Raw genomic sequence first — 14,841 nt, 5'->3', positions numbered from 1 at the left:
GGGGCCGTCGACTGGTGTGCGGGGTTCAGCCCCGCCGCGTCGAGGCCGCCCGGGACGGCACGCCCGGGTCGTCCCAGCAGCCGACGAGCATGCGGTAGGTGGCCGAGCGGGCCATCAACTCCCGGTGCGTCCCGAGCACGGGCTCGTCGCCGTCGAGGACCAGCATCCGATCGGCCCGCAGCGCGGAGCTGATCCGGTGCGCGATCACCACGAGGCTGCCGGGCCGCCGGGAGAAGGCGTCCTCGACGGTCGCCTCCAGCGCCGGGTCGAGGTGGCAGGTCGCCTCGTCCAGGATCACCAGCGGGGCCGGTGCCAACCAGGCCCGGACCGCCGCGATGAGCTGCCGCTCACCGGCGGAGAGCAGAGCCGGCGCGACCGGCGCGGCCAGGCCCCCCAGGCGGGTGGCCAGGGCACGCGCACCGAGCGCGTCGAGGGTGGCCTCCAGCGTGTGGTCGTCGGCGTCCGGCCGCAGGTAGCGGAGGTTGTCGGCGAGGCTGCCGGTGAAGACGTACGCCTCCTGGGGCACCAGCACCCGCATTCCGCCCAGGGTGGACGGGTCGGCGTCGGCGACCGTCGCACCGGCCAGGTGGACCGTGCCGGTCTGCGGCGGCACCAGCCCGGCCAGCAGGGCGGCAAGTGTGGACTTGCCGGCACCACTCGGGCCCACCACGGCGAGGTGCTCCCCCTCGGCCAGCGTCAGCGAGAAGTTCTGGAGCACGGGCCGGGCGCTCGGGCCGTACCTGAAGGTCAGCCCCCGGACCTCGACGGCCGGTGAACGACCGACCGGCCTGGTCGGCGGGTGGGGTGCCCGGGTGGCGGGGGCCGGCAGGCGGGGGCCGTCGGACACCGGATAGGCGCGCAGGATGTTCTCCAGGGTGACCGCGTACCGCAGCCCGCCGCCGCCGAGGCCCTGCACGAGGGTGTGCAGGGCGGGTTGCAGCCCGGTGGAGACGTAGATCAGCGCGCCCAACACCGCACCCGCGGTCATCCCGCGTCCGACCAGCCACGGCGCGGCCACGAGCAGCACCACCAGCGGCAGCCAGCCGCCGATGCCGAGGCTGAGGCTGCGGATCGCCGCCATCCGGGCGAGGGTGCGTTCGGCGGCGGCCTGCGCCGACACGCGGCGTTCCACGTCCGCCGTCACGCGTGCCTGGGCGCCGCAGGCCAGCACGTCGCGGTGACCGGCGAGTGCGGCCGCCGCCGACTGGCCGAGCTGCTCACCGGCCCGGACGTACGCGCGCTGGTGCGTGACCATCGCCGGCAGCGCGGCGAGGAACACGGCCAGGCCGGCGACCAGCGGCGCGGCGGCCAGCGCCGCCACCACCGGTGCCAGGGCGAGGAGGCCGAGCAGGGCCGCACCGGCGGAGAAGAGGAAACCGCGGGCCACCATGAGCAGACCGGCGAAGGTGTCGCGGATGATCTCCATCTGGTGGGTCAGCCGGGTCACCGCGGCGCTGTCCGGACGACCACCCGCCCGGGTGGCGTCGCGCAACGCGCCCCGGACCACCTGGGCGGCCACGTCGTCGCGGAACGGCTCGACCACGGCACCGAGGCTCCGGTACGTCCGACCGGTCGCCGCCGCACCGACAAGCACGGCCACCGCGAGCGCCCCCAACCACGCCAGGCCGTTGAGGAGACGTCCGGCCAGGAAACCCTCGTCGACGGCGCGGGCGACCAGGAGGCCGGCGAGCAGGGCGGGCAGCGACTCGACAAGCGACCAGCCGCACAGCCGGGCGAGAGCACGCCGGCGGGCTCGCAGCGCCCGCCAGGTCACCCGCCGTACGCTGGGCCGGCTCACGGCCCACCGCCGGCCGGCTGGAAGACAGCCCGGTAGTCCGGGTCGGCCCAGAGCCGCCGGTGCGGTGCCAGGCCGCGCAGCCGACCGCCGTCCAACCAGGCGACGAGGTCGGCCGCCGCGGCCGCCGCCGGCCGGTGGGTGACCACCAGTCGGGTACGCTCGCCGGCCCGCCCGAGCACCGCCTCGGTGATCCGGTGTTCGGTCGCGGTGTCCAGGCTGGACGTCGCGTCGTCCAGAATGAGCAGCCGCTCGGCCGCGAACGCCCGGGCCAGGCCGAGGCGTTGGGCCTCGCCTCCGGAGAGCGGTGTGTCCACCAGCGGGGTGCGGTAGCCGTCGGGCAGCCGGTCGATCACGTCGGCGACCGCCGCCAGGCGGGCCGCCCGCAGGACCGCCGGTGTGGCTGGGCTCCGGTCGGCCGGTGGTGCCGCCGAGTCGACCGGCAGCGCCAACCCGATCGCGTCGTGGACTGTCGCGCCGATCAGCACCGGCCGGTCGAAGGCATAGCCGACGGCTCGGCGCAGTGCCGACCCGTCGAGGTCGCGCAGCGGTACGCCGTCGAGTCGCACCTCACCGCCGTCGGGGTCGTACAGCCGTCCGGCGACGGCAGCCAGCGTCGACTTGCCGGCACCGGAGACTCCGACGACAGCCACCGTCGCGCCGGCCGGCACGTCCAGGTCGATGCCGTCCAGGATGGGCCGGCCGTCGTCGGCGTGCACGCGTACCCCGCGCAGTCGCAGTGCGCCTCCGCCGGGTGGAAGGGGCCGGTCGCCGGCCGGCGTGGCCGGCTGGTGCAGCAGCTCGGCGACCCGGTGTGCCCCGGCGCGGCTGCGGACCAGGTGGTTCAGGGTGGCGAGCACTCCACCGAGCCCGGCGCCCATGGCCGCGTAGCGGACCGCGGCGACCAGTTGGCCCGGCGTGAGCCAGCCCGCGGTCAGCGCGTACCCGCCGACCGCGATGACGCTCAGGTTCAGCAGCGGTGCCACGGCGGAGGTGCGCGCGCTCGCCCGGGCCAACAGGTCCCAGCCGCGCCGGCCGTGCCGGCCCAGCTCCGGCAGGGCCGCCAGCACGCGGTCCTCCTCGCGGTGGGTGGTGGCGGCGGCGGCGATGGTCCGGGCACCGGTCAGCGACTCCAGCAGTCGGCCGGCGATGGTGCCGAGCACCCGCTGGTACCCGGCGGTCGCGGCCGAGGCGTCGGCCACGAAGGCGCGCATGAGGACGGCGAGCAGGCCGAGACCGGCGAGCAGGGTGAGCCCGAGGACCGGCTCGATGAGGGCGAGGGCGACGACGCTGCCGAGCGGTGGGAGCACCGCCACGACGGCCAGCACCACGGCGTTGCCTGCCTGTCCCGCGTCGGCGGCCTGGCCGACCAACCGGCCGACGAGGTCACCGACCGGGTGGCGGCGGGTGGCGCGGACATCCAACGCGAACACGTGCCGCAGCAGGTGCCGGCGCAGCCCGGCGGTGGCGCGTGCCGCGCCGAATCCGCTTGTCAGATCCGTGAGGGTGTCGACGCAGACGAGGACGACGACCAGGCCGCCGGCGGACACCGCCCACCAGCCGGAGCCGCCGGCGAGGGCGGCGTCGACGGCGTGGCCGAGGGCCGCGGGTAGCAACAGTTCGGCGGTCGCGCCGAGTAGCGCGACCGCCGCGAGCCCGGCGGTCCAGCCGCCGCCCGCTCGGGCCGTCCGCCACAGCAACCGGTCCCCCGCGGCGAACGTCGGCATCGGTCCTCCCGTTGGTACGCGATTGCCCTGGGTGGGCACGTCTGCCCACCCAGGGCCTCGCTTGTGCGGCGGATCAGTTGCAGGTCGTGACGGAGAGCGAGCTGTCGCCGCAGAGCAGCAGGCTCGCCCGGCTACCGCCACCCGTACGGTCGGCCGGAGCCATCTCCAGGCCCTGGAGGTCCAGAAGCGCCATGTCGTTCACCTCCCTTCCTTCCGTTCGCCGAACAGGTCGCCCCCGCTGTTGCGAGGGAGTCTCTGCGCGCCCGGCAGGGGCGCGAGAAAGGGCAGCACCGGCGGCTGGTCGTGCTGTGCGCAGGCCAGCGCGTAGAGCACGCCGGTGGTGCCGGTGCCGAAGTCCATGGAGAGCCGCAGCAACTGCTCGCCGGGGAACGCGGTTCCGTCCCGGTACGGCAGCGCGTGCCAGCTCAGCCGGTCCACCTGCGCGTCGAGTTCCCGGCGGTCGGCGTCGTCGGTCGAGGCGGCGAGGTAGGCGATGATGCCGGCCCGGCCGGCGAAGAGCCCGGACTGTGCGTAGAACGGTGACCGCGCGGCGCGGCGGATCCCCGCGCTCGCCTCGGCGAACCGGTCGTCGGAGCGGTGGCGCAGGTACTGGTCGAGGACCAGCCCGATGCCGACGCTGCCGTGCGCCAGGTACGGCATGGTCCGCCAGCCCTCGTTGACCTCCAGGGCGCCGTCCGGGCGCAGCACACACCGGCGCAGATCCTGGCGCAGTGCCGTGGCGGCGTGCCCCAGCAGCTCCTCGTCGCCGCTGAGCTCGTAGAGCCGCAGCAGCATCAGCGCCGGTCCGGTCCGGCCGCGCAGCAGCCCGGCGTACGGATTGCGTCCGCCGCTGATGTCCGGCCCCGGGTCGGCGGCCAGTTGCCCGACCACCCGCTCGGCGACCTGCCACGCGGCGTCGCGCAACGACGCCTCCCCGGTACGCGCGGCCAGCTCGGCAAGGTTGAGCGCGATTCCGGACAGTCCGCTCGCGAGGCTGTGGTCGAGTCCGTCCACGGGTTCGCGCAGGCAGATGTCGAGCACGTCCAGCGCGTCCTGCCGTCGTCCGAGGTGGTCGAGGGCGTGGGCGACGCCGTGCAGCCCGTCGTAGAAGCCGCAGCGGGTGCCGGACGGCGGCGCTGTCGCCCGCCGCACCAGCCAGTCCTCGTGCTCGGGCCACCGCCCGGCGCCGCTCTTGTCGAGCGCGTACAGCACTCCCGCCGCCCCGTGGGCGAGGTTGAGGCCGCCGCTGCGGAACTGTTCGATGTCGCCGGGGAAGAGCCGGTCGTCCCGGGTCGGAGTGGCGCTGGCCAGGATGGCCGTCGCCAGCTTCTCCCGCACGAGGGGCGCGGGGTGTGTGTCCGCGGCCCGGGGGCTACCGGTGATCTCCTCGACCGCCGGGTCGAGGAAGGACCTCGGCACCGGGAAGTTCGCGGCGATGATGTCGGCCAGGTGCGCCACCTTCGCCGGTGCGAGCCGGACCAACTGGGTCAGCGGCAGGAACAGCGCCAGCCGCAGGCAGGCCAGGGCGTACCTGTCGACCGCCGGCCCGGTCCGGTTCCGCGGTGCCGCGAACCCCTGGTTGCGCAGCCCGGGTCGGCGGTGTCCGGCGATCGGCGCGGCCACCTCGAAGTCGACGAGGGCGACCCGGTCGTCCGGCCGGATCATGATGTTGAACAGGTGCAGGTCCCCGTAGACCAGGCCGCGCTCGTGGATCGCCGCGACGACCGACTCGACCTGCTCGTAGGTCTGCCGGGCCCACCGGGCGTACGCCGCCCGGTCGTCGTCTGTCGCGTCGGCGTCGATGAGCGGGTACCTGTCGACGAGCACCTTGTTCAGCGGTCGGCCCTCGATGAACTCGAGTGCGAGGAACCGGTGCTCGCCCAGGGCGAACTCGTCGTGCACCCGGGGCACCTGCGGCAGGTCGGCGAGTTGCCGCAGAGCGTCCGCCTCGCGGGCCAGCCGGGCGACGGCGTCGGTGCCGTCGGCGTCCAGGCCGGCGTGCGGGCGGGCCTCCTTCAGCACCACCTCGGTGTCGGTGCGCAGGTCCCGGCCCACGTACAGCCCGCCGCCGTTGGAGAAGTGGATCACCTTCTCGATGCGGTACGGCACCTGGTTGGTGCTGGTGTCGTTGCGGGCGGCCAGGTGCGGGCCGAGGAAGTCGGGCAGGGTGATCCAGGACGGCACGTGGAAGACCGGCTCCCGGCGGTCCGGCACCAGCGTGCCGGAGTCGTCCTCGATCGCCGGCACCACCTGACCGTCCGGGGAGAGGCAGTAGCGGGCGGCGAAGCCGCCGTAGCGCACGTGCACCGGCCCGCTGCCGTAGCGCAGGTCACTGAGGATGTACGGCCCGGTCTCGCCGGTGAGCAGTTCGTCGAGTTCCTTGCAGGTCAGCTCCAGTTCCGCGTCGTCGCGGGGGTAGACCGTGACGAACTTGCCACTGGCGGCCCGGGCGGCGTACTTGGAGTTGCGCAGCAGCAGGGTGCGGGGCCCACGCAGGAACTTGAAGGACAGGCCGCGGGGGACGCAGTAGTCCCACACCGCGTCCAGCACCCGCTCGGCGTTCGCCAGACCCGCCGAGATGTGGATCTTCCAGCCCTGCTGCGGCAGCGAGCCGCCCTCGGGGGCGTAGATCAGCCAGTCGTCGAGCGGCTCGCTGCGCCAGCCGGTCGGCAGCGGCCGTTCGGCGGCCGGGAAGACGGGCTGCGCGACGGCGCTGCCGAGCGAGTCGTAGAACAGCGGGTCCGCGGCGCAGTAGCTGTCGTAGCGTTCGTCCACTGTCCCGCCGCCCTTCGACTCGGCCGGCTGATGTGCCGGCGTTGCATCGAGTCTCGTCCACGGGACGTGCCGGCCCCCAGTGCACATAGTCACGACGTTCAATGCAGGGCGCACGGTACCCAGTGACATTAGTCAGGGCCACCGCGCCAACACCGGTGGCGCGGCACCACTGTTCGATGCGACACACAGGGTGGCCACCCGCTCACTGAGCTGCGTGTTCTTGACCCCTGGCGAGTGCAGAACTTAGACTCCCGTGATTGTTAACGTTAACAGTCACGTCATTCGATCGTAATCGACAGGTCATCGGCACCGGGGTCCCCCGTCAGCCCCGGTGGCGACGCGACAGACCGGTGCCGACCGGGCCGAGGGGACCGCGAAGGCGCGTACCACCACCAGCCAGGAGGACGAGACATGACGCACGAGCAGCACGAACCGGTGAGCGGCGAGCGGAAACTGCTGAGCCGGAGAACCGTCCTGACGACGATGGGGGCCGTACCGGTCGCGGCGGTCGCCGCGGTCGCGGGGGCCACGCCGGCCTCGGCCGCACCGGCGAGCATCAATCCGTCCGCGACGCGACAGACGATCCGAGGCTTCGGCGCCATGGCCCACGCGGCCTGGATCGGCGACCTGACCGCCGCCCAGCGGGACACGGCGTTCGGCACCGGCGAGGGTCGGCTGGGGTTCTCCCTGCTGCGGATCCCCGTCAACGAGAACCAGGCGGACTGGAGTGCCGATCTGGCGACGGCGCAACGCGCGGTCGCGCTCGGAGCCACCGTGTTCGCGTCGCCGTGGAACCCCCCGGCCAGCATGATCGAGACCTTCACCCGCGGCAACCAGACCAACGCGAGGCGCCTGCGGTACAGCTCGTACGCCGCCTACGCCACGCACCTGAACAACTTCACCACGCACATGCGCAACAACGGGGTGGACCTGTACGCCATCTCGGTGCAGAACGAGCCCGACTACGCGGCCGAGTGGACGTGGTGGACCACCACCGAAATGGTGCGGTTCCTACGGGAGAACGCCGGCTCGATCAGCACCAGGGTCATCGCTCCGGAGTCCTTCCAGTACGTGAAGTCCGTGTCGGACCCGATCCTCAACGACGCCACCGCGCTGGCCAACGTGGACATCATCGGGGCGCACCTCTACGGCACCTCGTACTCCAACTTCGCCTACCCCCTGTTCAAGCAGAAGGGCGCGGGCAAAGAGCTCTGGATGACCGAGGTCTACTACCCCAACAGCAACACGAACTCGGGCGACGCCTGGCCCGAGGCGCTCGACGTGGGCGAGCACATCCACCGCGCCATGGTCGACGCCGAGTTCCAGGCGTACGTCTGGTGGTATCTCCGGCGCAGCTACGGGCCGATGCGCGAGGACGGCCAGGTCAGCAAGCGCGGGGCCATGATGGCGCACTTCTCCAGGTTCGTCCGCCCCGGCTACCAGCGGATCGACGCGACGGCGAACCCGGCGTCGAACGTCTACGTCTCGGCGTACCGCGGTGGCAACACCGTCGTGATCGTCGCCGTCAACAAGAACACCTCGTCGGTGAGCCAGCAGTTCACCCTGTCCAACACCACCGCGTCCGGCAGCGTCTCGAACTGGCTGACCGACGCGAGCCGGACCGTCGCGCCCCAGGGCGCGCTCACCATGTCGAACGGCTCGCTGACCGTCACGCTCCCCGCCCGCAGCGTGATGACCTTCGTGACGAACGTGACCGGCACCACCCCCGTGGGAGACACCTACAAGCTGGTAAACGTCGACACCGGTGTGGTCCTCGGCGTCCAGAACATGTCCACGGCCGACGGTGGTCTGGCCGTGGTGTGGGGCGACACCGGCACCGCCGACCACAACTGGGTCCGCGTCACCGACGGCAGCGCGTTCCGGTTCCGCAACGTCAACAGCGGCAAGGTCCTCGGCGTCGAGAACATGTCGACCGCCGACAACGCCCGCGTCCTACAGTGGAGCGACAACGGCACCGCCGACCACCGGTGGACCCTGGTGGCCAACAGCGACGGTTCCTACCGGATCCGCAACGTCAACAGCGGCAAGGTGCTCGCCATCCTCAACGGCTCCAGCACCTGGGGCACCCAGGCCGTCCAGTACACCGACAACGGCAGCACCAGGAACAACTGGCGGCTGGTCCAGGTCGGCTGACCGTACACCCCGCACGACTCCGGTGGGGATCAGGCCGATCACCTGACCCCCACCGGCCGGCCCCCTCGGTCAGCCCAGGTACTTCTCCCACGGGCCGGTGATCGCCAGGGTGAGACCGGGGTCCTGCATGTTGACGAAGAGCACCCTGCCGTCGGCGCTGAAGGTCGGCCCGCAGAACTCCGAGTCGTTGAGCTGGTTGCGGGCGATCGCGTACGTCGGCCCGCCCGGAATCGTACTGAGCACGTGGGAGGCCCCGGTGCCGTCCTCGGCGAGCACCAGGCTGCCCCACGGGGTGACGGACACGTTGTCCGGGCCGTCGAAGGTGAGGTCGTTGTACTTGACCGGCGCACCCTCCTCGGAGGCCACCTGGTGCGGGAAGTACGTCACCAGCTGGATGGTCTGGGCCCTGAAGTCGTAGAACCAGACCATGCCGTCGTGCGGCGCGGCGTCGGCCGGCAGGTCACCGTCGTCCCAGGCGTAGGAGTTGACCACGTACACGCCCTCGTCGGTGCTCCACACCCCCTCGAACTTGCGTCCCCGGGTGACCTGGCCGTCGGCGAACTGCTCGCGCACGGACGTGTGCCGCGCGTCGCGGTCCGGCACCTCGATCCACCGCACGGGGAAGGGGCGGCCCAACTGGGCGGAGGTCAGGTAGGCGACGTCCGGCAGCACCGAGCCGTCGTCCAGGATGATCTGCATGGCGGCGAGGACACCGGCGTTGGGTGCGAGGCGGGTGAGCACACCGGGGCCGAGCTTGACCCCGGCCGGGGCGGTCCAGCGGTAGAAGAGGCCGTTGGGCTCGTCGGCGTCCTCGGACAGGTAGATCCGGGTGCGGTCCCGGTCGACCGCCAGGGCCTCGTGGGAGTAGCGGCCCAGGCACTTGATCGGCCGCGGGTCCGCGCTGCCGTCGGCCCAGACCTCGAAGACGTAGCCGTGATCCTTTTGGTAGACGCCCGACCGGGCGCCCTCCTCCCACTCGTCGCCGGCCCGGTCCTCGGTCTCCTCGCAGGTCAGCCACGTCCCCCACGGGGTCGGCCCGCCGGCGCAGTTGGAGATGGTGCCGGAGAGGGCGACGAACTCACCCAGGTTGCGGCCCGCGCGGTCGGTCCTGATCACGGTGCAACCGCCGGCGTCGGTGGCGCCCGCGTCGTACACCGTGCCCTTGACGTGCGGCACACCGAACTCGGCGCCCGGGTCGATCTCGTGGTTCTGGATCAGGGTGTAGCGGCCGTGACCGGCGTCGTAGACGGCCATGCCGTCGTGGTCGGACGGGGTCACGCCCTGAGCACGGTCGAGCCGGGTGACGCCGGTCCGGGTGACCACGGTGTAGCTGAAGCCCTCGGGCAGGGCCAGGACTCCCTTGGGGTCGTCCACGAGCGGCGGGAAGGGGACGTGGCCGCCCTTGACCGGCGGGTGCGGCCGGCCGGGGCTGGCCTGCGCCAGGGACGGCAGGCCACCGGCGACGGCGAGGCCCACGCCGGCGGCGGCACCGCTCGCGAGGAAGGTACGACGGGAGGAAGGCACGCGGATCAGCTCCTGGTCCAGGGATGTACGACGGCTGACAGCCAACTCCCGTGGACGGACACCGACACGTCACCCGAGGGTTCCCGTGGTGACATCGAGGTGAAGAATCAGTGCCGCGCACCCGTCGCGGGGCTGGTCACCGGTCGTCCCGGACCTCGATCCGGCCGCGGGATACCCTGACCGCGGTGCCCAGCGGAGCCGGACAAAAGGAGTCGATGCGGGAATGACGGCAGAGCGACACATGCCCTCCCAGGACGACGTGCTCGGGTATTTCGACACGCTGTCGAACTGGGGACGGTGGGGCGACGACGACGAGCGCGGCACACTGAACCACATCACCGACGACGTCCGACTGGCGGCGGCGCGGGCCGTGCGCCACGGCAGGAGCGTGTCCTGCGCGTGGGAGGTCGCCGCACCGGCGGACATGGAGCGGTCGACGACGACGTGCCCGCGCGCCGCCGACATGCCGGGCGCCGAGCACATGCCGCCCCACTTCCACGGCGACCGGAGCTGGGGCTTCTCGTCCGAGCGACTCGGCATCACCTTCCACGGCAACACCCTCACCCACGTCGACTCGCCGTGCCACCTGTTCTGGGACGGCAAGATGTACAACGGGCGGTCACACTCGTTGGTCGACGCCGAGACGGGATCGGCGTGGGCCGCCGTGACGGCGGCAGCCAACGGGATCATCACCCGTGGTGTCCTGCTGGACGTCGCGGGAGCCCGCGACGTGCCGTGGCTGGAGCCGGGGCAGGGCGTCTTCCCCGACGATCTCGAGGAGGCCGAACGTCGCCAGGGCGTACGGGTGCTCCCCGGCGACGCGGTGCTCCTGCGCACCGGCCATGGCCGCTTCCGGCACGAGGCCGGCGCGGCCAGCGGTTTCGCACAGACCGGCTGGCACGCGTCCTGCCTGCCGTGGCTCCAGGAACGGCAGGTCGCGCTGATCGGCGCGGACAGCCCTCAGGACGTGCAACCGTCGGGGTACGAAGCGGTGTTGATGCCGGTCCACGCCGTGGGTCTCGTCGCGATGGGTCTGTGGCTGCTCGACAACTGCGACCTGGAGGCGTGCGCGACGACGGCCGCCGAGCTGTGCCAGTGGGATTTCCAGCTCGCGGTCGCACCGGTCCGCTTCGCCGGCACGTCCGGCAGCCTGGTCAACCCGATCGCCACCTTCTGACCGCGCGTAGATCGGCAGCTCGCCGCAGCGGCCAGGAGGACTTCCGTTGACAGCGCCGGACGACTTCCGTGCGTGTGCGCCGGGCTGGCCCCGGCACGGGGCGTTGTGACATCCCCGGGAAGGCCGGGCCCTCAGGCCAGAGCCGCAGCGTTGTTGGCAGCGAGCCAGCCGGCAGGGTTGCCGCAGTCGTGGTACTCGCCGGTGACAGGGTGGATCAGTACGTCGTTGTCGCGGGCGAAGGCGATGACGGCGTCGGTGGCCTGGTACTCGCCGTTCGGCGCCGGAGTCAGCTTCTGGAAGTAGGCCAATGCTTCGGCGGGTAGCAGGGTGCGGCTGATGTTGATGTACGCGGTTGGCTCGCCGTAGTCGTCCGGCTTTTCGAGCAGCTGATCGAGTAGCTGGTGACCCTCGGCTGCTCGCGGGTGCAGGATGCCGTAGCGATGGGCCTCGGCGCCGGGCACCGTGGCGGCGGCGAGCGCGGCCGGCACTCCAGCGCTGGCCCGGGCAGCGACGAGGTCGGCCAGGTCCGACCCGCCGTCGTTGCGGAGCAGAAGGTCGTCGCCGGTCACTAGGAGGAAGTCGTCGCCAGCGATGAAGTCAGCGGCGACGATCGCGGGCAGCGCGGTGCCGTACCGGTCGTCGCGTGGCTGTTCGATGAACGTGAAGTCGGCCTGGCTGTGCAGGTCCGCGAGGGGCGCGTACTTGTCCCGCCAGCCGCGTGCGGTGAAGTAGTCCTTCAGGTCATGGTCTTCGGTGAAGTAATGACGCACCTGGCGGCCGATCTCGCCGGGGGCGGTGACGATCGCGATCTCGTGGGCGCCTGCGGCGACGCAGTCAGCGACTGCGTAGGCGACAACTGGTTGGTTGAGGATCGGCAGCATGCATTTGTTAATGGTCTTGCCGATGGGAAAGAAGCGGCTGCCCATGCCGGCGACAGCGATGACGGCCCTCACGTGCTTACCTTTCGGTTGGGTTGCACCGGCCGTCAGGGTGTGGCGACAGTGAGCCGGGCGAATCTGTGCAGTTTACGCATCGCACTGGTCCGACTCGGGGCACATGGTGAAGGCGCGCACGGTGCGGGCCGCCAGCGCGTCGATGCCGGCGGCCCGCGATGATTCGTCAGCGTGCGGTGGGTGCTTTGAGCATGGTGATCGTGGGTTCGGCGGCGGCTGCGGCTGCGGCCAGGGAGCCGGCTTGACGGATGCGGTCCCACGTCGGGGTCCGGCGTGTGTCGGGGTCGAGGCGGTGGCCGGGAAGGCTTTGAAGCCGGCCTGCGGGTCGGTGGCGTCGAGGTGCAGGAGGTCCCGGACGGCTCCTTGGTAGAGCCAGGTGGTGGGGGTCGGACCGGTGGACGGGTAGTAGCCGTGGGAGTCGGGGCGGCGGCGGGAGCCGATGACGGCGCCGACGCCGGGCTGGTCGAGGGCGGCGACGTGGGGTCCGATCTCGCGCTACACATCCACGCGTCGCAGGCGCAGCGTCATCGACTCCGCGTCGGCACCGACCTCGACCAGGCGGAAGCCGACCGGCATGAGGTCGGGTTGGACCACGTCCAACGCTCGCGACGGGTCGGTTCGCGGCACAGCGATGACGATCTCATCGACCGCGTGCAGGTGCGGTCGCAGCGCGGCGGCCTGCTCGTGACCGACAACGAGCATGCTGCGTACGCCGACTCCGTAGGCCGCTGACTGCCATTGGGAAAGGCCGCCGTCGATCTCTGCAGCCCCCGGCAGTGCGAAGTGCGCGCTGGCGTGGCCTCCGGGAATGCCCTCGTGGAGGGTGTTGTCCGCAATGACGAGGTCAGCGGTCGCGCGAAGGTCGACCAGGAGTCGCTTTTCGGCCGCCGTTCGATACCCGCTGTCCGCTGTGAACGCCCACGTCAGGTAGGGCCTGCGCCGTTGTGTTGCGGTCAGCCACGGCTCAAGGACGGTCAGGGCTTCGTCGCGCAACACGCCGATCTCGACCTCCACGCCCGCCGCGGCGAGCATCGAGGCGCCACCCTCACCACGGGACGTTGGGTCCATGACAGCGATGACCACCCGGGAGACGCCGGCGTTGATCAGCTCCTGGCGACACGCCGGCGTGACTCCGACGTGGTTGCAGGGTTCCAGCGTGACGAAAGCCGTACCACCGCGAGCGGCACCTCCCGCCGCGTTGAGAGCGTGCGCTTCGGCGTGCGGCTCCCCCTTGCGGCGGTGAAATCCCGCACCCACAACGACTCCGTGCTGATCCAGGATCACGCACCCGACGGGCGGGTTCGGGCTCGTGGTGCCCAGTCCAAGAGCGGAGAGAGCGATGGCATGCCGCATCGCGGACAGCTCTACGTCTGAGGCCATCAGTCGGTCTCCACAAGGTCAGCGAGGAACGCACGGACATGGGTCAGGTGGCGGTGCTCGTCAACAGCGGAGCCGATCTGGCCGAGTTGGTGCAGAATCCGGCGCGAACCAGCTCGCCGGGCGATCGGTAACGCCACACGCGCGGTGGCGGCAGCCTGCTCAGGCTGGTCAGCCGCTACGTGGGCTGCGGCCTTGGTGAGCAGGGCTGCGGTGAAGTCCTGACGGTGGAGCGGCGGGATCATCGGTAGCGCTGCGTCGAGCACCGCGATGGCCTCGTCGGGTCGCTGTCCTATCCTCAGGCACGTACCTCGGTGTACCTCGATATAGCCACTCGTGCAATAGGAGGCATGCTCACCTTCGGGCTTGCCTGGGCGACGGTCCGCAGCCCACTCGTGGGCGTCGTCCAGGAGTTGCATGGCCTTGCGATGCTCACCGACCATGGCGAGCGCATGGGCATGCTGCACGCGAAGTGCCGCCCGAACCGGATTGGGTACCCTCCTGTCCTGCAGCATTGCAGCTTCGGCTTCCTCGACAGCACGACGCGGCTTTCCCGCGATGAGCCAGTGCTGACTACTGCGGTACGTCGCCCAGGCTGTCATGATCGGATCAGCAATTTGATCCGCCCAGGTAAGCGCCTCCCGGGTCCAACGCTGGGCGGCTGGGGCGTCGTCGAGCGAGTGGTTCAACCATGCTGCCGACTCGGCATACTGGGCGGCCAGGCGTACGAGGTTCGGGCGAATCGACGATGGCACGTCGTTGAGCAGCCGGTCGAGCAGCATGAGCTGAGCCGTGACCCCGATTAACGCGTACTCCGGTCCAAACAGCATGTCGTTCTGGACCAGCAGGTGCCACTGGGCTCGTAGCTGGTAGATCGTCTCGTCCCAGCTTCCCGGCGTCGGCAGTTCGATGACGTGGTTGGCGGCGCTGGTGGCGTCGGTGCGCCGCGGGCTGTACAGGTCGAGTTGAGCGTCGCTGGCAGCGCTGAGAACATCGCGGAGGGCGGCGCGACGCTCTTCGCCAGGCCATCGGTGCTCGCCGCGTTCGAGTTTGCCGACCCACCGAGAGTCGACGTAGTGGGCGGTAAGCACCCTGCTGGAGTAGAGCCGGTCAAGAGCGGTATTGATGGCGTCGGCCAGCTCGCTGCGCGACATGCATTGGCCCGGTCGCCGGGGTGAAAGTAAACGTTGGCGGGCGTCGGTGAGCACCGTGTTAGGGGTGACCACGGTTTCCGGGTGACGAGCCACTATCAGGCCCGGCACATTCGTGGATGAGGGCCGAGACCTTGCTCGGTGGCGATGCCGAGGAACCGGCAGGAATCCGCTCTCCGACCGGTAGAGCGAAGCTGCCTGCCAGGTA

10 protein-coding genes are annotated in these 14,841 nt (G+C 71.3%); 2 read left to right on the top strand and 8 right to left on the bottom strand.

Translation table 11 applies throughout. From position 1 onward, the window contains the following. Nucleotides 1-25 precede the first annotated feature (25 nt). From ACGFIW_RS25045 to lanKC, 4 genes are all read right to left on the bottom strand, one after another. A complete protein-coding gene (locus ACGFIW_RS25045) occupies nt 26-1,798 on the bottom strand; it encodes an ATP-binding cassette domain-containing protein (protein ID WP_393320207.1) in 1,773 nt (590 codons plus the stop codon). Beyond that, entirely contained in the window at nt 1,795-3,522 is a 1,728-nt protein-coding gene (locus ACGFIW_RS25040) for an ABC transporter ATP-binding protein (protein ID WP_393320204.1), read from the bottom strand. The genes ACGFIW_RS25045 and ACGFIW_RS25040 overlap by 4 nt, the downstream gene beginning before the upstream one ends. Before the next feature lie 73 nt (nt 3,523-3,595). Continuing rightward, nucleotides 3,596-3,715 (bottom strand): SapB/AmfS family lanthipeptide, encoded by a 120-nt coding sequence (locus ACGFIW_RS25035; RefSeq protein WP_013734295.1) that lies wholly within the window; start codon nt 3,713-3,715, stop codon nt 3,596-3,598. A 5-nt stretch (nt 3,716-3,720) separates the two neighbouring features. Next, entirely contained in the window at nt 3,721-6,297 is a 2,577-nt protein-coding gene (lanKC, locus tag ACGFIW_RS25030; protein WP_393320198.1) for a class III lanthionine synthetase LanKC, read from the bottom strand. 411 nt (nt 6,298-6,708) lie between these two features. Here lanKC and ACGFIW_RS25025 point away from each other — a divergent pair, with 411 nt between their 5' ends. Further along, on the top strand, nt 6,709-8,451 hold the full coding sequence (locus ACGFIW_RS25025; protein ID WP_393320196.1) for an RICIN domain-containing protein: 1,743 nt from the start codon (nt 6,709-6,711) through the stop codon (nt 8,449-8,451). A gap of 69 nt (nt 8,452-8,520) precedes the next feature. Here the strand turns inward: ACGFIW_RS25025 and ACGFIW_RS25020 are convergent, their stop codons facing one another. Further along, complete coding sequence (locus tag ACGFIW_RS25020) at nt 8,521-9,975, bottom strand: alkaline phosphatase PhoX (protein ID WP_393320194.1); 1,455 nt, start codon at nt 9,973-9,975, stop codon at nt 8,521-8,523. Nucleotides 9,976-10,198: 223 nt separating this feature from the next. Between ACGFIW_RS25020 and ACGFIW_RS25015 the strand changes: the two genes are divergently transcribed. Then, nucleotides 10,199-11,152, top strand: a complete 954-nt coding sequence (locus ACGFIW_RS25015; protein ID WP_393320191.1) for a cyclase family protein — start codon at nt 10,199-10,201, stop codon at nt 11,150-11,152. Between the two features lie 131 nt (nt 11,153-11,283). Here ACGFIW_RS25015 and ACGFIW_RS25010 read toward each other — a convergent pair whose 3' ends face one another. From ACGFIW_RS25010 to ACGFIW_RS25000, 3 genes are all read right to left on the bottom strand, one after another. Continuing rightward, nucleotides 11,284-12,105: a sugar phosphate nucleotidyltransferase gene (locus ACGFIW_RS25010; protein WP_393320188.1), complete on the bottom strand. Its 822-nt coding sequence runs from the start codon at nt 12,103-12,105 to the stop codon at nt 11,284-11,286. 495 nt (nt 12,106-12,600) lie between these two features. After that, nucleotides 12,601-13,485 (bottom strand): bifunctional diaminohydroxyphosphoribosylaminopyrimidine deaminase/5-amino-6-(5-phosphoribosylamino)uracil reductase RibD, encoded by an 885-nt coding sequence (ribD, locus tag ACGFIW_RS25005; RefSeq protein WP_393320186.1) that lies wholly within the window; start codon nt 13,483-13,485, stop codon nt 12,601-12,603. After that, complete coding sequence (locus tag ACGFIW_RS25000; RefSeq protein ID WP_393320185.1) at nt 13,485-14,690, bottom strand: hypothetical protein; 1,206 nt, start codon at nt 14,688-14,690, stop codon at nt 13,485-13,487. The genes ribD and ACGFIW_RS25000 overlap by 1 nt, the downstream gene beginning before the upstream one ends. Nucleotides 14,691-14,841: the final 151 nt, after the last annotated feature.

Origin of the sequence: Micromonospora sp. NPDC048935 (assembly GCF_043197875.1) — a bacterium.
In the GTDB taxonomy this organism is placed as follows: Bacteria; Actinomycetota; Actinomycetes; order Mycobacteriales; family Micromonosporaceae; genus Micromonospora.
This window is presented reverse-complemented; position numbering and strand designations above follow the sequence as displayed.

Excerpts from the sequence above, each read along its gene's own strand:
- ACGFIW_RS25025 (WP_393320196.1), top strand. The coding sequence starts at position 6,709 with ATGACGCACGAGCAGCACGAACCGGTGAGCGGCGAGCGGAAACTGCTG.
- ribD (WP_393320186.1), bottom strand. The coding sequence starts at position 13,485 with ATGGCCTCAGACGTAGAGCTGTCCGCGATGCGGCATGCCATCGCTCTC.
- ACGFIW_RS25035 (WP_013734295.1), bottom strand. The coding sequence starts at position 3,715 with ATGGCGCTTCTGGACCTCCAGGGCCTGGAGATGGCTCCGGCCGACCGT.
- ACGFIW_RS25015 (WP_393320191.1), top strand. The coding sequence starts at position 10,199 with ATGACGGCAGAGCGACACATGCCCTCCCAGGACGACGTGCTCGGGTAT.
- ACGFIW_RS25040 (WP_393320204.1), bottom strand. The coding sequence starts at position 3,522 with ATGCCGACGTTCGCCGCGGGGGACCGGTTGCTGTGGCGGACGGCCCGA.